The sequence below is a fragment of the Streptococcus sp. 517s genome (assembly GCF_054445985.1).
Genome location: NZ_CM136847.1, coordinates 709,238 through 735,580 on the forward strand (window position 1 = coordinate 709,238; position 26,343 = coordinate 735,580).

At 38.9% G+C, this 26,343-nt stretch carries 27 protein-coding genes and 1 pseudogene; 20 read left to right on the top strand and 8 right to left on the bottom strand.

The annotated features are described in order from the left end of the window. Positions 1-123: 123 nt before the first annotated feature. Positions 124-1,128, top strand: a complete 1,005-nt coding sequence (locus tag ACVX3R_RS03705) for an NADP-dependent oxidoreductase (RefSeq protein WP_458795513.1) — start codon at positions 124-126, stop codon at positions 1,126-1,128. Between the two features lie 16 nt (positions 1,129-1,144). Then, complete coding sequence (locus tag ACVX3R_RS03710) at positions 1,145-1,789, top strand: TetR/AcrR family transcriptional regulator (protein WP_458795514.1); 645 nt, start codon at positions 1,145-1,147, stop codon at positions 1,787-1,789. Between the two features lie 96 nt (positions 1,790-1,885). Here ACVX3R_RS03710 and gdhA read toward each other — a convergent pair whose 3' ends face one another. Beyond that, entirely contained in the window at positions 1,886-3,232 is a 1,347-nt protein-coding gene (gene gdhA / locus ACVX3R_RS03715; protein ID WP_458795515.1) for an NADP-specific glutamate dehydrogenase, read from the bottom strand. Positions 3,233-3,463: 231 nt separating this feature from the next. Between gdhA and ACVX3R_RS03720 the strand changes: the two genes are divergently transcribed. The 7 genes from ACVX3R_RS03720 (at position 3,464) to ACVX3R_RS03750 (ending at position 9,958) form a co-directional block, all read left to right on the top strand. Next, positions 3,464-4,399, top strand: coding sequence for a dihydroorotate oxidase (locus ACVX3R_RS03720; protein ID WP_458795516.1), 936 nt, complete (start codon positions 3,464-3,466; stop codon positions 4,397-4,399). Positions 4,400-4,431: 32 nt separating this feature from the next. Continuing rightward, positions 4,432-5,466: a DNA polymerase III subunit delta gene (gene holA, locus ACVX3R_RS03725; RefSeq protein ID WP_458795517.1), complete on the top strand. Its 1,035-nt coding sequence runs from the start codon at positions 4,432-4,434 to the stop codon at positions 5,464-5,466. Between the two features lie 72 nt (positions 5,467-5,538). Beyond that, positions 5,539-6,144: a superoxide dismutase SodA gene (sodA, locus tag ACVX3R_RS03730; RefSeq protein ID WP_000974728.1), complete on the top strand. Its 606-nt coding sequence runs from the start codon at positions 5,539-5,541 to the stop codon at positions 6,142-6,144. A 153-nt stretch (positions 6,145-6,297) separates the two neighbouring features. Continuing rightward, positions 6,298-6,828: a YutD family protein gene (locus tag ACVX3R_RS03735; protein ID WP_458795518.1), complete on the top strand. Its 531-nt coding sequence runs from the start codon at positions 6,298-6,300 to the stop codon at positions 6,826-6,828. A gap of 20 nt (positions 6,829-6,848) precedes the next feature. Continuing rightward, a complete protein-coding gene (gene rlmN, locus ACVX3R_RS03740; protein ID WP_000804768.1) occupies positions 6,849-7,934 on the top strand; it encodes a 23S rRNA (adenine(2503)-C(2))-methyltransferase RlmN in 1,086 nt (361 codons plus the stop codon). A 1-nt stretch (position 7,935) separates the two neighbouring features. Beyond that, complete coding sequence (locus ACVX3R_RS03745; protein ID WP_458795519.1) at positions 7,936-8,415, top strand: VanZ family protein; 480 nt, start codon at positions 7,936-7,938, stop codon at positions 8,413-8,415. 1 nt (position 8,416) lies between these two features. Then, on the top strand, positions 8,417-9,958 hold the full coding sequence (locus ACVX3R_RS03750; protein WP_084851431.1) for an ABC-F family ATP-binding cassette domain-containing protein: 1,542 nt from the start codon (positions 8,417-8,419) through the stop codon (positions 9,956-9,958). A gap of 56 nt (positions 9,959-10,014) precedes the next feature. Here the strand turns inward: ACVX3R_RS03750 and ACVX3R_RS03755 are convergent, their stop codons facing one another. The 4 genes from ACVX3R_RS03755 to ACVX3R_RS03770 all read right to left on the bottom strand — a co-directional run bounded on the left by ACVX3R_RS03755 (position 10,015) and on the right by ACVX3R_RS03770 (position 12,237). Further along, entirely contained in the window at positions 10,015-10,818 is an 804-nt protein-coding gene (locus ACVX3R_RS03755; protein ID WP_458795520.1) for a peptidylprolyl isomerase, read from the bottom strand. A 108-nt stretch (positions 10,819-10,926) separates the two neighbouring features. Beyond that, positions 10,927-11,088 (bottom strand): hypothetical protein, encoded by a 162-nt coding sequence (locus ACVX3R_RS03760; RefSeq protein WP_142357484.1) that lies wholly within the window; start codon positions 11,086-11,088, stop codon positions 10,927-10,929. Positions 11,089-11,413: 325 nt separating this feature from the next. Then, the gene (locus ACVX3R_RS03765) at positions 11,414-11,638 is read right to left on the bottom strand and encodes a helix-turn-helix transcriptional regulator (protein ID WP_268720383.1); all 225 of its coding nucleotides are present in this window, start codon (positions 11,636-11,638) and stop codon (positions 11,414-11,416) included. A gap of 2 nt (positions 11,639-11,640) precedes the next feature. Beyond that, complete coding sequence (locus tag ACVX3R_RS03770; protein WP_458795521.1) at positions 11,641-12,237, bottom strand: DUF3796 domain-containing protein; 597 nt, start codon at positions 12,235-12,237, stop codon at positions 11,641-11,643. Positions 12,238-12,761: 524 nt separating this feature from the next. Here ACVX3R_RS03770 and ACVX3R_RS03775 point away from each other — a divergent pair. The 3 genes from ACVX3R_RS03775 to ACVX3R_RS03785 all read left to right on the top strand — a co-directional run bounded on the left by ACVX3R_RS03775 (position 12,762) and on the right by ACVX3R_RS03785 (position 14,704). Beyond that, complete coding sequence (locus ACVX3R_RS03775; RefSeq protein ID WP_458795522.1) at positions 12,762-13,376, top strand: CadD family cadmium resistance transporter; 615 nt, start codon at positions 12,762-12,764, stop codon at positions 13,374-13,376. An 11-nt stretch (positions 13,377-13,387) separates the two neighbouring features. Further along, the gene (gene cadX, locus ACVX3R_RS03780) at positions 13,388-13,726 is read left to right on the top strand and encodes a Cd(II)/Zn(II)-sensing metalloregulatory transcriptional regulator CadX (protein WP_263394338.1); all 339 of its coding nucleotides are present in this window, start codon (positions 13,388-13,390) and stop codon (positions 13,724-13,726) included. Between the two features lie 396 nt (positions 13,727-14,122). Continuing rightward, complete coding sequence (locus ACVX3R_RS03785; protein ID WP_000711074.1) at positions 14,123-14,704, top strand: TMEM175 family protein; 582 nt, start codon at positions 14,123-14,125, stop codon at positions 14,702-14,704. Between the two features lie 407 nt (positions 14,705-15,111). Here the strand turns inward: ACVX3R_RS03785 and ACVX3R_RS03790 are convergent. Further along, positions 15,112-15,301, bottom strand: a pseudogene (locus ACVX3R_RS03790) (hypothetical protein). Between the two features lie 171 nt (positions 15,302-15,472). Here ACVX3R_RS03790 and rpsP point away from each other — a divergent pair. From rpsP to ACVX3R_RS03820, 6 genes are all read left to right on the top strand, one after another. After that, positions 15,473-15,745: a 30S ribosomal protein S16 gene (rpsP, locus tag ACVX3R_RS03795; RefSeq protein WP_000268760.1), complete on the top strand. Its 273-nt coding sequence runs from the start codon at positions 15,473-15,475 to the stop codon at positions 15,743-15,745. Between the two features lie 19 nt (positions 15,746-15,764). Next, positions 15,765-16,004: an RNA-binding protein KphA gene (gene kphA, locus ACVX3R_RS03800; RefSeq protein ID WP_000379619.1), complete on the top strand. Its 240-nt coding sequence runs from the start codon at positions 15,765-15,767 to the stop codon at positions 16,002-16,004. A gap of 44 nt (positions 16,005-16,048) precedes the next feature. Then, positions 16,049-16,378 (top strand): MazG nucleotide pyrophosphohydrolase domain-containing protein, encoded by a 330-nt coding sequence (locus tag ACVX3R_RS03805; RefSeq protein ID WP_458795523.1) that lies wholly within the window; start codon positions 16,049-16,051, stop codon positions 16,376-16,378. 79 nt (positions 16,379-16,457) lie between these two features. Then, a complete protein-coding gene (rimM, locus tag ACVX3R_RS03810; RefSeq protein WP_458795524.1) occupies positions 16,458-16,976 on the top strand; it encodes a ribosome maturation factor RimM in 519 nt (172 codons plus the stop codon). Continuing rightward, positions 16,966-17,685, top strand: coding sequence for a tRNA (guanosine(37)-N1)-methyltransferase TrmD (gene trmD / locus ACVX3R_RS03815; protein WP_000686928.1), 720 nt, complete (start codon positions 16,966-16,968; stop codon positions 17,683-17,685). The genes rimM and trmD overlap by 11 nt, the downstream gene beginning before the upstream one ends. 11 nt (positions 17,686-17,696) lie before the next feature. Continuing rightward, positions 17,697-18,035 carry an ATP cone domain-containing protein gene (locus ACVX3R_RS03820; protein ID WP_001196045.1) on the top strand — a complete coding sequence of 113 codons (339 nt, stop codon included), beginning with the start codon at positions 17,697-17,699 and terminating at the stop codon, positions 18,033-18,035. A 31-nt stretch (positions 18,036-18,066) separates the two neighbouring features. On the opposite strand, the gene ACVX3R_RS03825 is transcribed toward ACVX3R_RS03820, so the two are convergent. Continuing rightward, positions 18,067-18,387, bottom strand: a complete 321-nt coding sequence (locus tag ACVX3R_RS03825; protein WP_458795525.1) for a hypothetical protein — start codon at positions 18,385-18,387, stop codon at positions 18,067-18,069. A 97-nt stretch (positions 18,388-18,484) separates the two neighbouring features. Here ACVX3R_RS03825 and ACVX3R_RS03830 point away from each other — a divergent pair, with 97 nt between their 5' ends. Next, a complete protein-coding gene (locus ACVX3R_RS03830; RefSeq protein ID WP_084920649.1) occupies positions 18,485-18,703 on the top strand; it encodes a YdbC family protein in 219 nt (72 codons plus the stop codon). Between the two features lie 17 nt (positions 18,704-18,720). Here ACVX3R_RS03830 and ACVX3R_RS03835 read toward each other — a convergent pair whose 3' ends face one another. After that, entirely contained in the window at positions 18,721-19,296 is a 576-nt protein-coding gene (locus ACVX3R_RS03835; RefSeq protein ID WP_250316036.1) for a TetR/AcrR family transcriptional regulator, read from the bottom strand. 729 nt (positions 19,297-20,025) lie between these two features. On the opposite strand from ACVX3R_RS03835, the gene ACVX3R_RS03840 reads away from it, so the two are divergent. Continuing rightward, entirely contained in the window at positions 20,026-26,331 is a 6,306-nt protein-coding gene (locus ACVX3R_RS03840) for a Cna B-type domain-containing protein (protein ID WP_458795526.1), read from the top strand. Positions 26,332-26,343: the final 12 nt, after the last annotated feature.

Here is a 26,343-nt window from a genome sequence, read left to right on the forward strand (position 1 = left end):
CAGCTAACTTAGTTAGAAGTTTTGGAAACAGTATAGTTGAAATCTATGAAGAATAAGTGTATAATCAAGAAAAAATGATTGAGCGCTCACTCAATTTTGCAGATGTGTAAAGGAGTTCATACAATGGTTGTTCAAGCAATACAATATAGCCGTTTCGGTGATGAAGAAGTGTTAGATTTAGTGAACATTAAATCTGATTCTTTGAAAGTGAATCAAGTTAGGATAGAAGTTCATGCTGTTGGTTTAAATCCTATTGATTATAAGACTTTTGAAGGTGCAAAGCCACTCCGATTTTTATCTTTTATGACAAAACTAAGGAAGCCAAGTCGTTGGTTTGAGTCAAAATCATCTCTTTTTCCAAGAGGTGTTGGTCGGGATTTTGCTGGAGTTATCACAGAAGTTGGTGAAGGAGTAAGTCGGTTTACAGTAGGTGATAAGGTTTTTGGAACAATGATCAGTGACTCTGGATTGGGGACCAAGAGGGGAGCCTTGGCAACAGAAATTTGTGTCAATGAATCAGAAATTGTGTTGAAGCCAGAGATGATTGATATGAACCATGCTGCTACTATGGGGGTAGCCTCTCTAACAGTGGGAGGTGCTTTTAGAAAGATTGGGCTAAACTCTAAAGATGTTGTAGTTATTTCAGCAGCAGCAGGAGGTATTGGAAGTATTGCAGTACAGTATGCGGTTGCTAAAGGTGCGACAGTTATTGGAATTGCGAGTAAGAAAAATTCAGATTATCTGAAGTCCTTAGGTGCAATACCGGTAGCCTACGAAGAGAACATCCAGAATGCTCTTCTATCAGCAAGTGCAAAGCCAATTACAAAATTCTTGGATTGCTATGGAAGTGATTATGTTAAATTGGCTTTCAGTTTAGGATTGAAGGGCACGGCTATTGGAACGCTAGTACCTTCACCATATGTTATGATAAGAGGAGCTCAGTTCACGGGTCCGAGACATTCCACATATGATGATTTTAAGACTCTAGCGGAAATGGTCTCAGAAGGGAAGGTTCGGCTGAATATTGACCAGGTTTATGATTTTTCTCTAAAGTCAGTTAGAGAGGCATATCGTAGCCTGAAGTCGGGACATACTCGAGGTAAGAAAGTTGTAAAAGTAAGAGAGTAGCAGAGAGGTGCTAGTAATGGAAAGTTTAGAAGAAAAGTATGCTCAGACATTAGAAAATAGCAATTTGAGTTTAAAACAACATCAAGTATTGTTATCAAGTCTAAAGTTATTTTCAGAAATTGGCTTTGAAAATACAACAGCCAGTCTTATTGCTAAGGAGGCTGGAGTTTCAGAAGGGACCGTTTTTAGTTACTTTAAGACCAAGGAAGGCATCTTAGAGGCTATTCTGTCAACTTTTCTCGAACAGGTTATTCCAGATGTAATTGCTGATTTTTCTGAGAAGAAATTTACAGCAAACCAAGAGTCTTTTCCACTATTTTTAAGAAGTATTGTTCGAGATAGACTAGTTTTCATTCAGGAGAATCAAATGCAAGTTAAAATTCTCTTGAGTCGTTCTTTTATTGATAAAACTATTTCTGACCAGTTAGGGAATGTTATTGTTCACTCTATCATTAAGCCAATTAGTCCAGTTCTGAATCAGTTTAAAGAAAATGGTGTTATCCGAGATTGGTCAAATGAAAGAATCGTTCGTTATATTCTAGCTTTGAGTCTTTCTTATGCTCTTCCAATGATGTTGAATGATAATGAGGACCTAGACATAGATGAAGCAGTAAATGAAATAGTTGAATGCCTGTCTTTTGCCTTAGTAGAGGTAAAATAAATCTTGATTTTAAGCTTACTATTTTAAATAGTGAGCTTTTTTGAAGTCGACATAAAAATCCCCAATCAGAGCGATTGAGGATTAAGCAAATGAATCTTAAACAATACCTTGTGCAATCATAGCGTTTGCTACATTTTCAAAGGCAGCGATATTTGCTCCTGCAAGGTAGTCAGTACCAAGACCGTATGTTTCAGCAGTTGTTTTAGCTGTGTTGAAGATGTTGGTCATGATGTCTTTGAGACGTCCATCAACTTCTTCACGGGTCCATGAGAGGCGAAGGCTGTTTTGGCTCATTTCAAGTGCTGATACAGCTACACCACCAGCGTTGGCAGCTTTGGCAGGTCCGTAAAGGATTCCGTTTTCTTTGTAGACTTTAATCGCATCAAGGTCACTAGGCATGTTGGCACCTTCAGATACACAGATAACGCCTTGAGCAACCAAACGTTTAGCTGCGTCACCATTGATTTCGTTTTGAGTCGCACATGGAAGAGCGATGTCGTAGTTCCCAGCGTAAGTCCATACAGAACCTTCATGGTAAGTAGCAGTGGCTTTCTCAGCTGCATACTCAGTCAAACGAGCACGACGGTTATTCTTCACATCCGTTAGAAGGTCGAAGTCGATACCATTTTCGTCAATGACATAACCATTTGAGTCAGATACAGAGATAACAGTTGCACCAAGTTCAGTTGCTTTTTGAAGAGCGTATTGAGCTACGTTACCAGAACCTGAAATCACAACCTTCTTACCAGTAAAGCTGTTACCGTTAGCTTTAAGCATTTCTTCAGTGTAGTAAACCAAACCATAACCAGTTGCTTCTGGACGAATCAAGCTACCACCGAAACCAAGAGGTTTACCAGTCAAGACACCAGCATCAAATTGGTTGAGGCGTTTGTATTGTCCGTAAAGGTAACCAATCTCACGTCCACCGACACCGATATCGCCAGCTGGGACGTCAAGTGATGGTCCGATGTATTTTTGCAATTCTGTCATAAAGCTTTGGCAGAAGCGCATCACTTCAGCATCAGTCTTTCCTTTAGGATCGAAGTCTGATCCCCCTTTACCTCCACCGATTGGAAGGCCAGTCAAGACGTTTTTAAAGATTTGTTCAAATCCGAGGAATTTCAAGATCCCTTGGTTTACAGTTGGGTGGAAACGAAGTCCGCCTTTATATGGTCCAACAGCTGAGTTGAATTGAACACGGTAACCACGGTTGACTTGGACTTTTCCATCACGGTCAACCCAAGGAACACGGAAAGAAATCACGCGCTCAGGCTCAGTGATACGTGCCAAGATGTTTTCTTCGATATACTCAGGGTGTTTTTCAAAGACAGGCTCCAAGGTACTGAAGAATTCTTCAACCGCCTGGAGAAATTCAGCCTCGTGCCCATTACGAGCTGTTACAGTTTCAAACACGCTTTGGATATAGTCTTTAGCAGATGTCATATCGTTCTCCTTTGTTGTTATATTTTATTACATGAGTCATTATAGCAGAATTTTTTTTCACTGTAAAGAAAAAAAACGAAAATTTTCTAAAAATTCTTTCAATTTACATTTGGTCAATACTAAGAGTATTATCAAAAAACGAACGTTTTCTCTAGAAACAACTTTCTCAAAGAGAAAATCTTAAAGTATGGTATAATATTAGAAATAAAAGGAATCTGGAGGATCAGAATCATGGTATCAACGAAAACACAAATAGCTGGCTTTGAGTTTGACAATTGCTTGATGAATGCAGCGGGTGTGGCTTGTATGACGATAGAGGAACTAGAAGGGGTCAAAAACTCAGCAGCAGGAACCTTTGTCACAAAGACTGCGACCTTGGACTTTCGTCAGGGCAATTCTGAACCACGTTATCAGGATGTTCCACTTGGTTCTATCAACTCCATGGGATTACCAAATAATGGCTTAGACTACTATCTGGACTATCTTTTGGACTTGCAGGAAAAAGAGCCAAACCGTACTTTCTTCCTATCTCTAGTTGGCATGTCTCCAGAAGAAACACATACCATCTTGAAAAAAGTTCAAGAGAGTGAGTTTAAAGGACTGACAGAGCTTAATCTCTCTTGTCCAAACGTTCCAGGAAAACCTCAAATTGCCTATGATTTTGAGACAACAGACCGTATCTTGTCAGAGGTATTTGCCTACTTTACCAAACCTCTCGGGATCAAATTACCACCTTATTTTGATATTGTTCACTTTGACCAAGCGGCTGCTATTTTCAACAAATATCCACTCAAGTTTGTTAACTGTGTTAACTCTATCGGGAACGGCCTTTATATAGAAGATGAGTCTGTCGTGATTCGTCCTAAAAATGGTTTCGGTGGCATTGGTGGAGAGTATATCAAACCGACTGCTCTTGCTAATGTGCACGCCTTTTACCAACGTTTAAATCCTCAAATCCAAATCATCGGAACAGGTGGCGTTCTGACGGGTCGTGATGCCTTTGAACACATCCTTTGCGGTGCGAGTATGGTGCAAGTAGGAACGACGCTCCACAAGGAAGGCGTCGGTGTTTTTGAACGCATTACCAAAGAACTGAAAGCTATTATGGCAGAAAAAGGTTATGAGAACCTAGAAGATTTCCGTGGGAAATTGCGCTATATTGATTAAGTTTAATAAAAAATCAGAAGAAGGGAGAGAAGATGCTAGCCATTGAAGACAGTCAGAAGTTGACTTTATCAAATCTATCTAGCTTGAACCTATTTACAGGGACAGATCAGGGTCAGTTTGAAGTTATGAAGAGTCAAGTGCTGAAGCAGATTGGTTATGATCCAGCTGATTTCAATTTTGCTTACTTTGATATGAAAGAAGTAGCTTATAAAGACTTAGAGTTGGAGTTGGTCAGTCTCCCTTTCTTTGCTGATGAGAAAGTCGTGATATTAGACCATTTTGTCGATATTACAACAGCCAAGAAACGGTTTTTAACAGATGATGAACTCAAGTCATTTGAAGAATACCTTGACAATCCTTCGCCAACAACCAAGTTATTGATATTTGCGGAAGGAAAACTGGATAGTAAGAGACGGCTGGTCAAATTGCTCAAACGAGATGCGACTGTCTTTGATGCTATTGAACCCAAGGAACAAGAATTGCGCCAGTATTTCCAAAAGTGGAGCCAGAAACAAGGTCTGCAGTTTGTGGGGCAATCCTTTGAAAATCTACTCATCAAGTCTGGTTTTCAATTTAGTGAAATCCAGAAAAATCTCCTTTTTTTGCAGTCTTATAAGTCCGACGGAGTGATTGAGGAGAAGGACATTGTCGAGGCTATTCCAAAGACCCTGCAGGACAATATTTTTGATTTGACTCAGCTTATTTTAGCTAAGAAGATCGACCAGGCGCGTGACTTGGTTAGAGATTTGACCTTGCAAGGGGAAGACGAAATTAAGCTCATAGCTGTCATGTTAGGACAGTTTCGTACCTTTACCCAAGTGAAGATTTTATCAGAAGCTGGTCAGACGGAATCACAGATTGCAAGCAGTCTAGGAACTTACTTGGGGCGCAATCCTAATCCTTATCAAATCAAGTTCGCACTGAGAGATTCGAGAGGGATTTCCTTGAGCTTTCTCAAACAAGCTATCTGCTATTTAATTGAAACAGACTATCAGATTAAGACGGGTGTCTATGAAAAAGGCTACCTTTTTGAGAGAGCGCTGTTACAGATATCTAGCCAAGCGTAATGAGCATAAAACTTGAAAAAAGAGGATGATTGCGTTATCATCTTCATATAGAAAGAAAAAGAGGTATTACAGATGGCTATTATCTTACCAGATCTTCCATACGCATATGACGCTTTGGAACCATACATCGATGCAGAAACAATGCACTTGCACCATGACAAGCACCATCAAACCTACGTCAACAATGCCAATGCTGCTCTTGAAAAACACCCTGAAATTGGTGAAGACCTTGAAGCTTTGCTTGCTGATGTAGATTCTATCCCAGCTGATATCCGTCAAGCACTTATCAACAATGGTGGCGGACACTTGAACCACGCTCTTTTCTGGGAATTAATGACTCCTGAAAAAACTGCTCCATCAGCAGAACTTGCAGCAGCAATCGATGCAACATTTGGTTCATTTGAAGAATTCCAAGCAGCCTTTACTGCAGCAGCAACAACTCGTTTCGGTTCAGGATGGGCATGGTTGGTTGTCAACAAAGAAGGGAAGCTTGAAGTGACTTCTACAGCAAACCAAGACACACCAATCTCAGAAGGCAAAAAACCAATCTTGGGCTTGGATGTTTGGGAACATGCTTATTACGTGAAATACCGTAACGTTCGTCCTGACTACATCAAAGCTTTCTTCTCAGTCATTAACTGGAACAAAGTAGATGAGCTTTACGCAGCAGCTAAATAAAAAATAGGAAGGGAAGAGTCATTCTTCTCTTTTTGGTTTATATGGCAGAAGTCTGACAAAATCGTCAGACTTTTTTCATTTTTATGAGAAACGTGCTAACTGCTAGAAATTATGGTAAAATAGAGTGTTAAGTAATCGTGGAAAAGGAAGACTATGCGTAAAGAAATTGCACCTGAATTATACAACTATAACAAGTTTCCTGGCCTAGAATTTCATGTAAATGGGGATAAGGTTGAGACTGAAGGGATTGCTTTTACCTTGGTTGAAAATATCAAGGATGCCTTCGATGTGACAGTCTTTAATCAACGCTTCTCAGAAGTGTTGACCAAGTTTGATTATGTCGTGGGGGACTGGAGCAATGAACAGCTCCGTCTACGTGGCTTTTATAAAGACGACCGAACAGAGGAAAAAAATGAAAAGATCAGTCGCTTACAAGATTATCTTTTGGAGTACTGTAGTTATGGTTGTGCTTATTTTGTCCTAGAAAACCAAGCACCGAAGCGGGCTTCATTTGACAAGAAAATGCGTAAAAAAGAGGAGGAAAACCTTTCTAGAAAAGGAAAGAAACCTTCGCAAAACAAGAGAAGACCAAATGCGGATAAGCGAAATAGACGTCGTCATAAGGACCAAAAGTCTCAGAAAGAGGACAAGGGACAGCGCCATTTTGTCATTCGTCAGAAATAGATAGAGAATAAGGAGAAGAGATGAAACCGTCTATTTATAGTTTAACACGTCAAACCATGCAAGAATGGGTATTAGAACAAGGAGAAAAGAAATTCCGTGCAGATCAAATCTGGGAATGGCTCTACCGTAAACGTGTCCAGTCATTTGAAGAAATGACCAATCTTTCCAAGGATTTGATTGCTAAACTCAATGAGCAGTTTGTGGTCAATCCATTGAAACAACGAATTGTACAAGAGTCAGCTGACGGTACCGTTAAGTATCTTTTTGAGTTGCCAGATGGCATGTTGATTGAGACAGTACTGATGCGTCAACACTACGGTTTGTCAGTCTGTGTGACCACTCAGGTCGGTTGTAATATCGGTTGTACCTTCTGTGCGTCAGGCCTGATTAAGAAGCAACGTGACCTTAATAACGGGGAAATCGTAGCGCAGATCATGTTGGTTCAGAAATACTTTGATGAGCGTGGTCAGGACGAACGTGTCAGCCATATCGTTGTCATGGGAATTGGTGAACCATTTGATAACTACAACAATGTTTTGAATTTTGTCCGTACCATCAATGATGACAAGGGAATGGCTATCGGTGCTCGTCACATCACAGTTTCAACTTCAGGTTTGGCACACAAAATTCGTGACTTTGCTAATGAAGGCGTACAGGTCAATCTCGCTGTTTCCCTTCACGCACCTAATAATGAATTGCGCTCAAGCATCATGAAGATCAACCGTGCCTTTCCGATTGAAAAACTCTTCGCAGCTATTGAGTATTATATCGAAACAACAAATCGTCGTGTGACCTTTGAATACATCATGCTCAATGAAGTCAACGACGGAGTAGAACAAGCCTTGGAGCTGGCGGAATTGCTCAAAAATATCAAGAAATTGTCTTATGTAAACTTGATTCCCTATAACCCAGTTAGTGAACATGACCAATATAGCCGTAGTCCTAAAGAGCGCGTGATGGCCTTCTACGATACCCTCAAGAAAAAAGGGGTCAACTGTGTTGTTCGTCAAGAGCATGGTACTGATATTGATGCAGCTTGTGGACAATTGCGTTCCAATACAATGAAACGTGACCGCCAGAAGGCAGTCGCAGCGGTAAATCCATAAAATGACTAAAAAAAGAGAATTAATCTTAAGATTGGGAGTGGCTATTTACAGCCTTTGCATTATTTGTTTTTGCTTTACTCCCCAACCTCAGCTTCCTACAGGAGTGGAAACTCCAGGTATTCAAACTTTTGGACGCCTGGTTTTTCTTTTGACGCCTTTTAACTCCCTTTGGAATCTAGGTGAAGTGACCAGTTTGGGACAGGTCCTTTGGATCTTTTTGCAGAACATTTTAAATGTCTTCTTGCTTTTCCCACTAGTCTTTCAACTTATCTATCTCTGTCCAAACTTGCGACAAACCAAAAAAATCATCCTTCTCAGCTTTCTTCTGAGTCTAGGAATCGAGTGCATGCAACTAGTTTTAGATTTTTTATTCGACTTTAATCGCGTCTTTGAAATTGATGATTTGTGGACCAATACCCTGGGAGGTTATTTGGCTTGGGTCCTCTATAAAGGACTGCATAAAAACAAGATAAGGAATTAGAATGAGTATTTTAGAAGTTAAAAATTTAAGTCACGGTTTTGGTGATCGTGCAATTTTTGAAGATGTGTCCTTCCGTCTCCTCAAGGGAGAGCACATCGGTCTTGTCGGTGCCAATGGTGAAGGAAAATCAACCTTTATGAGCATCGTGACTGGTAAAATGCTGCCAGACGAAGGAAAGGTGGAGTGGTCCAAATATGTGACTGCTGGCTATCTGGACCAGCACGCTGTGCTAAAGGAAGGTCAAACTGTTCGTGATGTGCTCCGTACGGCCTTTGATGAGCTATTTAAAGCAGAAGCACGTATCAATGACCTCTATATGGAGATGGCAGAAGAGGGCGCAGATATCGACGCGCTGATGGAAGAAGTTGGCGAACTCCAAGACCGTTTGGAGAGTCGTGACTTCTATACTTTGGATGCTAAGATTGATGAAGTAGCGCGTGCTCTCGGTGTCATGGACTATGGCATGGATACGGATGTAACAGCATTATCAGGTGGACAAAGAACCAAGGTCCTTTTGGCTAAACTTCTCCTTGAAAAACCAGATATCTTGTTGCTTGATGAGCCAACCAACTACTTGGATGCTGAACACATTGACTGGCTCAAGCGTTATCTTCAAAACTATGAAAATGCTTTTGTCCTTATTTCGCATGATATTCCTTTCCTCAACGACGTAATTAATATCGTCTACCATGTGGAAAATCAACAGCTGACGCGTTACTCTGGCGACTACTACCAGTTCCAAGAAGTCTATGCTATGAAGAAATCTCAGTTAGAAGCGGCCTATGAACGTCAACAGAAAGAGATTGCAGACCTCAAGGATTTTGTCGCTCGAAACAAAGCGCGTGTCGCAACGCGTAATATGGCCATGTCCCGTCAAAAGAAACTCGACAAGATGGATATTATCGAACTGCAAAGTGAGAAGCCAAAACCGTCCTTTGATTTCAAACCAGCTCGTACACCTGGGCGCTTTATCTTCCAAGCCAAGGACTTGCAGATTGGTTATGACCGTCCCCTTACCAAACCCTTAAACCTCACCTTTGAACGCAATCAAAAGGTTGCCATTATTGGGGCAAATGGTATCGGGAAAACAACCCTCTTGAAGTCTCTCTTGGGTATTATTCCACCAATCGCTGGAGAAGTCGAACGCGGTGACTACCTAGAACTTGGTTACTTTGAACAGGAAGTAGAAGGTGGAAATCGCCAAACTCCTCTTGAGGCTGTATGGAATGCCTTTCCTGCACTTAACCAAGCAGAAGTCCGTGCGGCCCTTGCTCGTTGTGGCTTGACAACTAAACATATCGAAAGTCAGATTCAAGTCTTGTCAGGTGGGGAACAAGCCAAGGTTCGTTTCTGTCTCTTGATGAATCGTGAAAACAACGTTTTAGTGCTGGATGAGCCGACCAACCATTTGGATGTAGATGCCAAGGATGAACTCAAACGTGCTCTCAAAGAATACAAGGGATCTATCCTTATGGTCTGCCACGAACCAGACTTTTATGAAGGTTGGATGGACCAAATTTGGGACTTTAACAAGCTAACTTAAAAATGAGGGAAAAAGAAATACAGTATCGAATGTGGATACTGTATTTTTTAGGTTATTTAGGATTTAAAATCGTAATCCTTCACTACTTCGATACTATCAATGGTGATAGCAGAAGTCGGTTTGTCTTTCTCATCTTTTTCAGCTTTGGCAATCTTGTCAACAACGTCCATGCCATCAATGACTTGACCAAAGACAGGGTGTTTGCCGTCTAGACTCGGATTTCCACCCTCTTTATAGGCTTCGATGATCTTCTTTGGATACTTGCTTGAAGGGAGTTTAGCAGAGGTATCTGTAGAGTTTTGGTTGATGAAGAACTGGCTACCGTTGGTGTTTGGCTGACCAGTGTTAGCCATAGCAAGAGCTCCTCGGATATTGTATAGGTAAGGAGAGATTTCATTTTTGAAACCAGTTCCCTTGTCCTTCGTTTTATCCTTATCATGCCAGATAGATTGGCCCCCTGTACCATCTCCCTTAGGATCTCCAGTTTGGACCATAAAGCCATCGATGACACGGTGGAAGGTGATGCCGTTATAGTAGCCTTCTTTGGCGTGAGTAAGGAAGTTTTCAACGGCTAGAGGAGCGAGTTTAGGGAAGAGTTTAATACGAATATCACCCTGACTTGTGTGGAGAACCACTTCGGCTTCATCTTCAGCAACTTCCTTAGAAAGTTGAGGGAAGTTGGCATTTTCATTGGTTAAAGCGTCATTCAAATCTTTGGCAGCCTGAGCAGCTGCTTTAGAACTTTCTTCAGCTGAGATACTAGAGTCAACATAGTCATCGCCACGGAGACCACGTTGGATACTAGTACATCCAGCAAGGGCTATAGTTGATAGTAAAAGAAGGGTTGCTAGTTTTTTCATTGTTAACCTCTCAAAAATTCATTTCTATCATTGTACCTTAAAAGTAAGGGGATTTCAAATATTAGTGACAAGGTAGTTTAAGAGGAAGCCGACCAGAAAGTCGCTTGCTTAGAGATTTTTCTTTGGATGACGGTCGATAATGTCCTGGTACTGTTCCAGTATCTGCTCTCCCTTTGGAGTCAATTTGTAACCACGAATTGAAAAGTAACTTGCTAATTCTTCTCCTGAAAAGTTGTCACGAAGGAATTGGTCCAAATCTGGGGCCTTCATCTTAGAAAGTACTGTAACTCTCCTTACTTTTGAGGATATTCTCTTTCATAGTGGTATTTAGATGATCAAGCGAGTCAAAGACAGTTTCGACAAGAGCATAGCCTTTTTCAACAGGTATTTCTAAATTTTTTGGGGCATCAATGCTATAAGTCTACTTGAAGTATTTAGGAAACCAGTTCTTAAGAAAGCTCGTAAAGAATCACAATTAGTAAACGTTAATTCGAAAGAATTACTATATTTTAAAAGAGCACATTTTCAACGGATTTTTTCTTTCGGCTTCAATTCCTAATTAATCAATGAACTTAATGCTAGGTCTCGAAAAGAATTATGCTTCCTCTTTCTGTCTGAGTTCAAAGAGGTCTTCTACTTTCAGATTAAAAACTTGAGCAATTTTAAGAGCCATTTCCAGCGAAGGATTGTAACGGTTATTTTCCAAGTGCAGAATTGTCTCGCGTCGCATGCCGATGAAGTCGGCTAACTCCTGCTGGGTCATGCCTGTGGACTCACGAACAGATTTGAGATTAGTAATAATCTTACTTTCTTTGGCCATGCTTATCCTCTCCGTTCCAAGATAAGATAGACAACCGCAAAGATGCAAATCAAGGTAGCTATGCTAATAAAGATTTGGCCCATGTAAAGAGTGAGAGCCCCCATATACCCAGTGATAACTGCTAGGATCATCAGTGCGCCTAGTATAAAAACAAACATCAAGCTAGCTGCCTTGGCTAAATTAGCATAAAAGCGTTCGTCCGGAGTTTCCTTGACATTTTTCAAACAGAAAAAACCAAATACAATTACTTCAATAACGAGGCCAATTCCCAAAATCCATTCTTTAATACCAGAACTTTCGCTTGGGGTCGCAACCCAAATCCCTACTGTATAAAAAATGCTTGCTGCAAACAAAAGTATCGTGTAAAGCTTAGCAGACAAGTCAAAAATAGTCTTTCCTTTACCTTTCTGACTCTTATGAGGCCATGGTTTCATATGTAGCCAGCCCCAAATAGCTACAATCTGACCTAACACTGAAATACCAGCAATAACTAACTTGGGTCCCCAACTAAGATTAGAACCAAATAAAACAGTAAAATCAATAAAGAGAGCTGCGGAAATCATTGTAATGAGGCCACCCGTTTTTTGACTTTTTTTCATGATAGACTCCTTTCCTTATGTTAGAAATATTTAACAATCTTTATGTTATAAATATATCACACTTCAATTTGGAAAGCAAGAATTTATGTGTCAATGAGACAATTATTTGAAAAAATTTTTTAATAAAAGCCTTCGCTAGTCAAACAACTAAAGAATTCTTTGAAGCAATGCATCGTATTTGGTTTGATAGTTTCGTTAATAATATTTGATGATAAAGAATTTTTGGAAAATCTAGACACTGTATGAATCTCTACTTTTTTTCTTAGGCTTTTATAAAGTCTGTCAGAATAGGCTTTGTAGGTGTAGAAGTTAATTTTTACAGAAGTGAAGTAAGCATTCAATACGAATCAATACATAAGAAAAACTCTGATTTCAAGCGTTTTTTCTTTTTTCAATTTTAATACATTTCACTATATTTCAGTCCAATCTCTACCTTCTTATCTATACTTTGATGGAGCTGAAGTTGACATCTACAAAGTTTAATGTTAAAATTCATTCAAAAATATATTTGAATGAGGTGTTTTATGATTCAAAATGTTGTTACTTCAATAATCCTGTATTCTGGGACAGCCGTAGACTTACTTATTATCCTAATGTTATTTTTTGCCAAAAGAAAAAGCAGAAAAGACATCATTAATATCTATTTAGGACAATTTCTAGGCTCTGTTAGTCTAATATTGCTAAGTTTACTTTTTGCATTTGTCTTAAATTATATTCCTAGTAAAGAGATTTTAGGTTTGCTCGGTTTGATTCCAATTTTCCTAGGACTCAAAGTTTTGCTTTTAGGAGATTCTGATGGAGAAGCTATTGCAAAAGATGGTTTGCGCAAAGATGATAAAAACCTGATTTTTCTAGTCGCTATGATTACTTTTGCAAGCTGTGGTGCTGACAATATTGGTGTTTTTGTCCCATATTTTATTACCTTAAATTTAGCGAATTTGATAGTGGCTTTACTTACTTTTCTAGTCATGATTTATCTCTTGGTTTTTTCTGCTCAAAAATTGACACAAGTCCCTTCTGTTGGAGAAACTTTGGAAAAATATAGCAGATGGTTTATTGCCGTTGTTTATTTAGGATTGGGGATGTATATCCTGATTGAAAACAACAGCTTTGACATGCTAAGGACTGTGTTCGGCTAGGAGAAAAAATTATGAAAAAAGATAGTATCTGTCAAGTGGATGTTATAAATCAACAAAATGTTACAACCGCAACGAACTACCTTGAAAAGGAAAAAGTTCAAAAATCACTTCGCATTTTATCAAAATTTACCGATAATAAACAGATAAATATCATCTTTTATCTCCTTGCCGTCGAAGAACTCTGTGTCTGCGATATAGCCTGTTTATTAAATCTCAGTATGGCATCTGCCTCCCACCATCTTCGTAAACTATCCAATCAAAACATCTTGGACACTAGAAGAGAGGGGAAAATTATATATTATTTTATAAAAGATGAGGAAATCAGAGATTTTTTTAATCAACTAGGATAACAACTATTTTTACTACTTTTCCATGATTATAGGGGATTATATATGAAATTTTTTGATGAAAATTTCCCATAAGAAATACCTACTCGTATCAAATGTTTAAGAAAAAAGTATAATTTAAAGCAAATCGACCTAGGTAATGCAGCTCAAGTTAGCCAAGTTGAAAAGGGAGGAATTTGAAAGAAAATGTATCTTTGATAGTAGTCATTTATTGTGAAATATGATATATTTATTAATTAGATGGATGAATATTTCTAAAGTTAAATAAAATATGACAGATACATGTTTTTTAGTGTATCTTGTTTGTACTCAAAGTATGAAATGAATATCTAATATTTAAGATTAATAAATATTATACGATGAGATAGAATGCTACAAAATGAAAGGTGATGTAATCTGATGAAGAAAGATAGATTAATTGCATTGACAGATGCGGTTCTAGCAATTATAATGACTATCCTAATCTTAGAATTAGAAAAACCAACGACACCAAGTCTTCAAGCTTTTTGGGATTTACGGCAAAATTTCTTTGCTTATTTTCTTTCCTTTTTCTGGTTAGGATCGTTATGGATGGCACTAAACACACTATGGGAAAAGGTTGAGAAAATTTCCCCACAAATTGTTTGGTGGAATTTGTTTCTTTTATTTTTTGTTTCATTTATGCCCTATGCTACTGGAATCGTTAGTAGTCATTTCATGAACCATACGGCACAGCTCTTTTATGGACTGATCGTTATTGTTTCAACGGTAGCAAACTGGTTTTTACATAAAGTAATTGATAAACCCAATATAGATCAGAAAGAATTACTTGAAGCTACCGCACAATATAGAAAGTTATTGATACCTGACCTAATAATTAAAGGAGTGGGATTGATTCTATCCTTAATTCTCTATCCTCCGATTATGATGTATAGTGTTTTAATTGCGGCATTTTACATCATAACTTTAAAAACACTATCTGAAAAAAGAGTGAATAACTAAAAAACGGTGACCAAAGTTAGGTGTATTATTTTAATGATTACAGACCTAAACTATTCCCCTATTTAGAATCTATTAATTCATATTTTATAAATTAATTAGTAGATATCGTTCTTAAAATCCTTGATATTTCGCTGTTTTTAGTCCAACTGAAACGCATACTTTCCAAACCAGATTTTAAGAAAGCTCGTAAAGCTAGGTAGTTTTCTAAACATTAAAAACTAGCTACAATACAGCATTTACAACACTTCATGGTTCACACCATGGGGTGTTTTTGATGATTTTAAGCAAAATTCACACCATTTAATTGAAAGTTATTTAAATTAGATGAAAATTTGTTTTCTGAAAAAAGTGGGAAAACATTGATTTTAAGCGAATTTTGAATCATATTCGAATGGGAGTTTTTAAAATCATGTTTCAGTAGTGAAAGTTCCAATGTTGATTCTCCAGATAAGGATGATATCACCTGCTAATAGATTGTCTTCTAGTAGTTCCATATTGCGTTTTGGGACAGGTTTAGGGGCTTCCATATCACGATTAGGAGGAGATATAGGGCTTGACAGGGTAGTCCTTATAGATGGTATCAAAAGTAGTATTCATAAATTTTTTCTTTCTAATTTATCACTATTAGATTAGTCTAAAAAATTTAAAAAATAAAAACTCTGTCAAGTTTTTTTCTTGACACCTGCCAGAAATCTGCTATAATAGAACATGTGCTAAATAGCTCAGCTATTTCACCGAAATAAAAAATAAGAAAAGAGACATTAAAAAATGGCAGTTAAAATCCGTTTGACTCGTATGGGTTCTAAGAAAAAACCTTTCTACCGTATCAACGTAGCAGACTCACGTTCACCACGTGACGGACGTTTCATCGAAACAGTTGGAACTTACAACCCACTTGTTGCTGAAAACCAAGTGACTTTGAAAGAAGACCGCGTTCTTGCATGGTTGGCTGATGGAGCTCAACCTTCAGATACGGTTCGCAACATCCTTTCAAAAGAAGGCGTATTGAAAAAATTCCACGATTCTAAATTCTCAAAATAAGTTTAAAGTAGGTTGACAGATGGATACGATTGAAAATCTCATTATTGCGATTGTGAAACCTTTGATTTCACAACCTGATGCCTTAACTATCAAGATTGAAGATACACCAGAGTTTTTGGAGTATCACTTGGATCTTGACCAAAGCGATGTCGGTCGTGTTATCGGTCGTAAGGGTCGCACTATCTCAGCGATAAGAACGATTGTCTACTCTGTCCCAACTGAAGACAAAAAAGTAAGAATCGTTATCAATGAAAAATAAAAAAAGCGGGATAAAAGTCTCGCTTTTTTTGTAAGGAGTAAAAGATGAAAGATTTAACGTTTAGACAATTACAAGACTACTTACTCGAACATTATCAGCAGTCTCGGACTGAGGACGGACTCTTTATCAAGCTAGTGGAGGAAGTCGGAGAAGTAGCCGAGGTCTTGAATGGGCGCTCTGGTCGAAAAGAGGGTGTCCCGGACTCAAACGAGGAACTAGCCAAAGAACTGGCTGATATCATTCACTACACCGTCGCAATCGCGGCTATCAACGACATTGACCTAACCAAAACCATCTTTGACAAAGATAAGAAGGCTGCCATTAAGTATCAACATGAACGTGATTTAGAAAAGTTTTTAGACGCTCAAAGCTGATTAGAGTCACTGTTCTTCAACTTGTGAAAATCCCTAGAACGTGATAAAATAAAGGATAGAAATAGATACAGGAGACAAGATGAACTACTTTAATGTTGGGAAAATCGTCAATACGCAGGGGTTGCAGGGGGAGATGCGAGTCTTGTCTGTGACGGATTTTGCAGAAGAACGGTTTAAAAAAGGGGCAGAGCTGGCTTTATTCGATGAAAAAGATCAGTTTGTCCAAATAGTCACCATCGCTAGCCACCGTAAGCATAAGAATTTTGACATTATTAAATTCAAAGACATGTACCATATCAATGCGATTGAAAAGTACAAGGGTTATAGTCTCAAGGTCGCTGAGGAAGATTTGAACGATTTAGATGATGGTGAATTCTATTATCACGAGATTATCGGTTTGGATGTTTACGAGGGAGATAACTTGATAGGAACTATCAAGGAAATCCTGCAACCAGGTGCCAATGATGTCTGGGTGGTCAAACGAAAAGGTAAGCGAGATTTGCTTTTACCTTACATTCCGCCAGTAGTTCTCAATGTTGATATTCCAAACAAGCGGGTTGATGTGGACATCTTAGAAGGGTTAGATGATGAAGATTGATATTTTAACCCTCTTTCCAGAGATGTTTTCTCCGCTGGAACACTCGATTGTTGGGAAGGCTCGAGAAAAAGGGCTCTTGGATATCCAGTATCATAATTTCAGAGAATACGCTGAAAAGGCCCGTCATGTTGACGATGAGCCCTACGGAGGAGGTCAGGGGATGTTGCTCCGAGCCCAACCCATTTTCGATGCCTTTGATGCTATTGAAAAGAAACATCCCCGCGTCATTCTTCTTGATCCTGCTGGGAAACAGTTCGATCAAGCTTACGCTGAGGATTTGGCTCAGGAAGAGGAACTGATCTTTATTTGTGGTCACTATGAAGGGTATGACGAGCGCATCAAGACCTTGGTAACCGATGAAATTTCCCTAGGAGACTATGTCTTGACTGGTGGTGAATTGGCGGCCATGACCATGATCGATGCGACCGTTCGCTTGATTCCAGAAGTGATTGGTAAGGAGTCTAGCCACCAGGATGATAGTTTTTCTTCAGGACTCCTCGAATATCCTCAATACACACGTCCATATGACTATCGTGGCATGGTGGTTCCAGATGTGCTCATGAGTGGGCACCATGAAAAGATTCGTCAGTGGCGACTGTATGAGAGTCTAAAGAAAACCTACGAGCGCAGGCCTGACTTGTTAGAAAACTATCAACTAACAGCCGAAGAAGAAAAAATGCTGGCTGAAATCAAAGAAAACAAAGAATAAAGGAGAACCTTATGCAAGTAATCAAACGTAATGGAGAAATTGCTGAATTTGATCCAGATAAAATTTACCAAGCTGTCCTAAAAGCAGCTCAAACCGTTTATGTTTTGACAGATGATTTGCGTCAAAACCTTGCACAAGTTACTAAAAAAGTCGTTTTGGACTTGGAAGAAGCAAAAGTGGAACGTGCGACTATCAGCATGATCCAGTCAATGGTTGAGCACCGCTTACTTGGAGCTGGCTACATTACCATTGCAGAACACTATATCTCTTATCGCTTGCAACGCGATTTGGAGAGAAGTGGTTATGGCGACCATATCGCCGTTCATCTTCATTTTGAACAAATCCGCTAAGAAGAAAAAGAGTGGGATGAAATAACACATCTCACTCTTTCTTGAATCTATTTTTCTGAGCTGTTTGTACAGTTGACGGGACGAAACGAAGTCTTTTGATATCTGCAATTCGGATGATACGAGTTACGTTTTTTGCAAAATTCTTGACGATGATTTGTTGACGTTTGCAATCATGTTTAACAATATCACCAGTAAAACTTGTCTCAGCGAGTATGATATGAACAGCCGTTTTTTTCTGGATGGCCTGTTCAATCATAGCAGTGAGGGAGTTATCCTCGATTTGAGGATTATCATCATTCCCATTGAGAAAACCATGTAGTTTATCTAGAACTAGTTGGAATGCCTGTCTCATAGAATCCTCCCTTCTTACATATCCACATTATATAAAATTTTTCTAAAAACCACAAGATTTTTCGAATAATCTAATGAAAACTTAAAAGGAGAACAAAATGGCAGAATTTACATTTGAAATCGAAGAACACTTACTGACCCTGTCTGAAAATGAAAAAGGATGGACCAAGGAAATCAATCGCGTCAGCTTTAATGGAGCCCCTGCAAAGTTTGACATTCGCGCTTGGAGCCCAGATCATACTAAAATGGGCAAGGGAATTACTCTTACAAATGAAGAATTTCAGGTAATGGTGGATGCCTTTAAAGGTGGGAAATGAGAGAAGGATAGTGAATTTTACTCACTATCCTTTTCTTGTAAAATCATATAGTCTCGAAGAGATATTGTTGTTAATAGGAGAAACGTTTTTTTAAACTTTTCTGGTGGAGTAGGGTTCTCTTTTCGTATCCAAGCTTCAATAAAAGTGATAATCATGTTTGCGACGACATAGGTCATGTCATCTTCACTAAAATCAAATTCCTTGTTGTAGTGGACATTCTTTAGAATCCATTTTGAATAAGTATCCCTTAGGAACTCCTTCCAACCAGGATCTGCTTGAGTTATAAAAAGTGTTCGAATGATATTCCTATTTTCATAGATCAAAGGAATCGCAAAATTTGCAAAACACTCAATCGGATTTCCATCCCTTCTTGAACAATAATTATTAAATATCTGGAAAATTTGTTGATCTGCTTGTTCGTGAATATATTTGATAATATCATCATAGTTATGAAAATGTTTTTGATAAATCGCTTGTCTTGAAATACCCGCTTTTTTAGCAATTTCACTCATTGTGAAGGAACTACGTTGAGGATTTTGTTTAGCTAGTGATATAAAAGCAGAAATGATAGAATTTCGAGTATCTTTAGTCATAAGCGCCCTTTCTATGAAATAAATTGTGAATAGGTATCGATTAAAATATTAGATAAAATTGACAACTTGAAAGAAACTGTTGGTAAAGAATTACAGCGATAAAATATTTTAATATTGTTTATATTACTAGATAAATTATAACATAGAATCAACAATTTTCCTAATGAATGATATAAAAAGTGTCTATTTTGCTAAACTATAAGAGGAAAAATAATGTAATAAAAACTTTAAAATGATGTATAAAGAACAAAGTGTGCATTGCATAATATATAATTTAAAACTATCCATCCTCCATGAGCTTATTCTAGATAGTATTTTAGAAAATATTTTTGTTGATAATATACCTTGAAATTTATAATGTTTGGGAACTTTTATAATCCAAATACCTTAAACACCAATATGAATTCATTATGTATGCCATGATGAAAGTAGACAAGCTGTAAATTTTTTCTTTAAAGAATATTCATAACAAATTAATATAATACTTGAGGTTATGGTATAATAAGATGAATGATATTTTGCGAGTTTTCATTCATAAGTGAGTAAGAAATCCTATTAAAGATTAAATTAAATCATTACTTTGAGCAGTATTACTAGCCATAGCAAGGAACCGTCGCAGCTACCATAGGAAGAGTCTTATGGTAAATCTAGCAATTGAAAGGGGTGTTGCCTATTAAACAGATGTGACATACTTCTCAATTAAATTTAATCAAATAGAAAGGATTTTTTATGGATAAACTAAAGAAAGTACTAGGTTTTCTAGTATTCCTTCTTTTGCTATTGCTGATGTTCTTCCCGACAGGTGAAGCACAGGCGGCAACTGATATCACGAGTAAAGTCAAAATAGATGACTTGAAGATTACTATAGCATCTACAGGAAGCGAGACTGAAGGAATTCATGGTTCAAATGATACTTCTATGAAATTGAAATATTCGGGTAAATTCTCATTTCCCAATGTGGCAGCTAATGAAATCAAGGATGGGGATTACTTCATCGTAAAGGCTCCAGATAACTTGAGTTTGACGGATGGTAGTCTGGATTTGATTGATTCGACGTCAAATATCAAAATGGGGACTGTCCGAGTGGATAATGCTAACCATCGGCTGGTATTTACCTTCAATGACAAGGTTAAGGGCAAGCAGAATATCCGTGGGGACTTTGTTGCAGAAGCAACTGAAACACTCCAAAAAGAGGGGAAAACGGTTACTTATGTTTTGCCAGATGGTAAAACACAGACCATCACGTATAAAGTGAATAAATATCAACAGACTGACGTGATAGGAGAAACCATTACAAAGTACGGTTATAACGATAACAATAAGGCGAGAGCACATTTTCAGATGAAGATTAATCGCGCTAAGAAAGATATGACTGGACATGTGGTGAAGATTACAGATGACGTTTCAAAGGGAGCCTTTGCTAACTATGTGGAAGGTACTTTCTATATGCATGAAGCGGAATTCGAAACGACGAATACGAATTCATCTGCTCTTAAACGTTTAGGTGATGAATACGAAATCACAACCGATCCGGAGGTATACAAGGCTAACTCAGATAAAAAAGCTTTGTTGACCTTTGTCAACGGGAAACGAGGATTTGAGTTGCTCATGCCGACCAATATGGGAACAAAGAGCTTTTTCTTAACGTATGATACGTCCTCACCAGCAGATACTTCAACGATAAGTAACTCAGCGCAGTACTTGATTGATAACCAACCACAACTTATTTGGGAAAAATACGGAGGTAGTATTGGAACCAGAACAGAAGCAACGTTTAATTTAAAGACGGTTAAATCTGTAGGTGCATCAGTCACAGCTGATATTGCTGGTAAGATCAAAATCACAAAATACGATGAAGCGGATGCAACTGTTAAGTTGGCAGGCGTTGTCTTTGAAATCCTACGAAAAAGTGACGGGGTTAAAGTTCAGGAAGTAACAACTGATGCGGACGGGATTGCCGTTTCAGATCATCTTAGTGATGGTGAGTATATCGTTAAAGAAAAGACTCCTAAACCAGGCTATCAGGTAAATAGCCAAGAATTCGAAGTAGAGATGAAAGGTGGAAAAGGTGTTCCTCTCAACATCTCTAACAAACGTGTGACAGTTGACTTTGAAGCAACCAAGACTTGGGTAAACGGAAAAGCAACTGACTACAAAGAAGTCAAACTCGGTTTGTATGTGCACAAAGAAGGACAAACTGTTGCAGATGCAAAACCTGTTACTGGGAACTACACCCCTGAAGTAACCGTGTCGAACGGTGTCTACACTTATAAGTGGAAAAATCAACTACCTAAGTATGATGTTGATGGAACTACAGAGTTAGTCTATTCTGTTCGCGAACTTGAAGACCAGACTAATCTTCCTTTAGATGAAACAGAAACAGTTGCAGGTGGGACAAGTGATTATGTCGTATCTTACAACGAAGATAAGACAAAAATTACTAATACCTATAAACCAGCAAAAATTAGCGTGACTGCTAAGAAAGTCTGGAGTGGCGGTCAGGAAACAGTTCGTCCAACAGTTTACTTCAAATTGTACCGTACGCCAGAAGGTGGAGCGATTGAAGAAGTAGTTGGTGTTAGTCAAAAAGAAGTTCCCAAAACAGATGGAACTGTAGAATGGACAGACCTTCCTGCGACAGATGAGCACGGTGTGAAGTACACTTATAGTGTGATGGAAGTAGATGAAGATGGTAATCTTGTCACTACAGTAGACGGTTACACCGCTAGCCAAACAGCGGGTCTTACTGTTACAAATACCTATAGCACTTCACAAACTAAGGCGGACATTAAAGTCAAAAAAGAATTGACGGGTGGTCGTCCAACACCTCTTCAAAACGAAGAATTTGAATTTATCTTGAAAGACAAAAATGGCCAAGAAGTTCAAAGAGCTAAGAACGATGCAAATGGTGATGTAGTCTTTAAAGATATTCCTTTTACACAAGAAGGACATTACCAGTACACGATTGTGGAAGCAAATGCTGGTCAAACCATCGATGGGGTGACCCATGATGCGAGAACGGTTCGTGTCACCGTACACGTCTATGATAATGGAAGAGGTCAGCTAGTTGCCTGGGTTGAGAATTTTGATATTTCTTCTGTAGCAATTCCTGTAGCTGATTTCGCCTCTTCAGCACCTGGTTCTGCTCTCGTCCCTCCAATCTCTGGTGCCATCGATACCATTACAGATGCTGGAATTCAGACATTCGTCAATACTTATAAGCCTGCTAACGCGAAAGTTCCTGTTTCGGCCACCAAATCATTCATCAATAAGAACACTGATAAGCCAATTCAGCTTCAAGGTGGTGAATTTGAGTTTGCCTTGTTTGAGAAAAATGGTACAGCTCCAATTCAAACAACAACAAATGATGCAGCTGGAAACATTAAGTTTGAAGATTTAGAATTCAATAAAGCTGACACTTATCATTACACCATCGTTGAAAAGAATGCTGGGACAACTGATAAAGGAATCACTTATTCTAACAAGACTATCGAAGTAACGATCAAAGTTGTTGACAACGGTAAGGGAGCTCTTGAAGCAACTGTTACCTATGACAATAACGACAGCACCTTCGAAAACACCTATAAGGCTAAAAATGCCAAAGAAGTTCTTGAAGTAGATAAGAAACTAAGCAATCGCAATCTTGAAGCTGACATGTTCGAATTTACATTGACAGACGAAGTTGGTAACGTTGAAAAAGCGAAGAATGGTGCTGACGGAAAAGTTAAATTCTCAGAGTTGACATTTGATGAAGCACGTACTTACACTTACACTATTAAGGAAGTAAAAGCTGGCACAACGGAGAATGGTATCACCTACGATGCTAAGACCGTCACAGCTAAAGTAATTGTAACCGATGATGGTCAAGGTGAATTGCATGCAAAGGTTGAATACAGCAGTGATGCAAGTGATGGTAGCACAAGTTTCACCAATGTCTACACACCAGCTAAAACACAGGTTCCAGTGAAGAAAGTTTGGAATGATGCCGATAACCAAGATGGCAAACGTCCAGAGTCTATTACTGTTAAACTTCTAGCAGATGGTCAAGACACAGGTAAGACCCTTGAACTCAATGAAGGAAACAAATGGCAAGCTACTTTCACAGATCTTGACGCAGATAAAGGTGGTACTCCAATCGCCTATACAATCGAAGAAGTTGCAGTCGCAAAATATGAATCTAAGGTAACAGGAGATGCGACAACTGGTTTCACTATTACCAATAGCTACACACCAGGTAAGACTCAAGTTCCAGTGAAGAAAGTATGGAACGACGCTGAGAACCAAGACGGCAAACGTCCAGGATCAGTCACAGTTAAACTTCTTGCCGATGGTCAAGACACAGGTAAGACCCTTGAACTCAATAAAGACAACAACTGGTCAGGAAGCTTCACAGATCTTGATGTGAACAAAGCTGGTAAAGCGATTAAGTACACTATTGAAGAAGTCGCAGTCGCAGAATATGAGTCTAAGGTGACAGGAGATGCCACAACTGGCTACACCATTACTAATAGCTACACACCAGGTAAGACTCAAGTACCAGTGAAGAAAGTTTGGAATGATGCCAACAACCAAGACGGCAAACGTCCAGGATCAGTCACAGTTAAACTCCTTGCCGATGGTCAAGACACAGGTAAGACCCTTGAACTCAATAAAGACAACAACTGGTCAGGAAGCTTCACAGATCTTGATGTGAACAAAGCTGGTAAAGCGATTAAGTACACTATTGAAGAAGTCGCAGTCGCAGAATATGAGTCTAAGGTGACAGGAGATGCCACAACTGGCTACACCATTACTAACAGCTACACACCAGGTAAGACTCAAGTACCAGTGAAGAAAGTTTGGAAGGATGCCGAGAACCAAGACGGCAAACGTCCAGGATCAGTCACAGTTAAACTCCTTGCCGATGGTCAAGACACAGGTAAGACCCTTGAACTCAATAAAGACAACAACTGGTCAGGAAGCTTCACAGATCTTGATGTGAACAAAGCTGGTAAAGCGATTAAGTACACTATTGAAGAAGTCGCAGTCGCAGAATATGAGTCTAAGGTGACAGGAGATGCCACAACTGGCTACACCATTACCAATAGCTACACACCAGGTAAGACTCAAGTACCAGTGAAGAAAGTTTGGAATGATGCCAACAACCAAGACGGCAAACGTCCAGAGTCTATCACTGTTAAACTCCTTGCCGATGGTCAAGACACAGGTAAGACCCTTGAACTCAATAAAGACAACAACTGGTCAGGAAGCTTCACAGATCTTGATATGAACAAAGCTGGTAAAGCGATTAAGTACACTATTGAAGAAGTCGCAGTCGCAGAATATGAGTCTAAGGTGACAGGAGATGCCACAACTGGCTACACCATTACCAATAGCTACACACCAGGCAAGACTCAAGTACCAGTGAAGAAAGTATGGAACGATGCCAACAACCAAGACGGCAAACGTCCAGGATCAGTCACAGTTAAACTTCTTGCCGATGGTCAAGACACAGGTAAGACCCTTGAACTCAATGAAGGCAACAATTGGTCTGGAAGCTTTACAGATCTTGATGTGAACAAAGCTGGTAAAGCGATTGTTTACTCAGTAGTCGAAGTAACTGTTACTGGCTACAATTCTGAAGTTACTGGTGACCCTGTATCAGGCTTCACAATCACCAATAACTACACCCCGGAAACAGTTAATGTAAAAGCAACCAAGAACTGGGATGATGCGAATAACCAAGATGGCAAACGTCCAACTAAGATTACAATCAATCTCTTAGCAGACGGTCAGAAAGTTGATTCAAAAGAGATTCAAGCTGCACCAGACGGCACTTGGTCTGTTGAATTTACAAAACTTGCAAAATATAAAAATGGTAAAGAGATTAAGTATACTGTGACAGAAGAAGCAGTCGCAGAATATGACTCTTACATCAAAGACTTTACCATCACAAACAAATATGCACCAAAAGAAATCGACTACAAGGTAACAAAAGTATGGAACGATGCGAACAACCAAGACGGCAAACGTCCTGAGTCCGTAACCGTTCAACTTTTCAAATCTGTAGATGGAACTAAACCAGTAGCCGTTGAAGGTAAGAAATTGACCTTGACAGCTAAGGATAAGACAGACGCTAACACTTGGGTAGCATCCTTTACAAAACTTCCACAATACGAAGCTGGTAAAGAAATCACTTACTCAATCAAGGAAGTAGATGTGCCAGCTGGCTATGAAGCCTCTGTAACTGGTCAAGTGGTGACAAACACTCATGACATAGAAACAGTCGTTCTTTCAGGAACTAAGGTTTGGAAAGATAACAACAACCAAAGCGGCAAACGTGCAGATAAAGTGAAAGTTCAAATCTTTAAGGGTGAAGGCGAAAAAGCTGAACTCGTTCAAGAAATTGAAGTTTCAGAAGCAACTGGTTGGAAGTTCGAATCAAAAGCACTTCCTAAGTATGAAAATGGTACAGAAATCAAGTACACTGTCAAAGAAGTGGCTGTGAAAGAATATACCTCAACAGTCACTACAGACAAAGATGGTAAGTACACAGTTACCAATGAATATACACCAGAAAAAACATCTGTAAAGGGTAAGAAGATCTGGAAAGGTGATGAAAACCATAAAGACGCTCGTCCACCATTTATCACAGTAAAACTTCTTATTGATGGTAAAGAGACTAATAAAGTAGCCACAGCTTCAGAAGCAACTGGCTGGACTTATGAGTTCACAGAACTTGAGCGTTATAAAGATACTAAAGGTACAGAATTCAAATACTCTGTAGTAGAAGTTCCAGTTAAAGGTTACACATCTAAAGTAGAAGGCTTCAATATCACAAATACGTACGTTCCAGAAGAACCAACACCAGGTGAACCAAATGAACCACAGGATCCAGAGCCAAACAAGCCAAAAGATCCAGAACCAGGAAAACCAGGACAAAAACCTCAACTTCCTAACACTGGTGAAAAAGCATCTAACGCAACAGTAGTTGCAGGACTTGCTTTGATGGCAGTGACTGGTGGATTGTACTTTGTAAGCCGTAAAAATAAATAATCTCTAGATGAG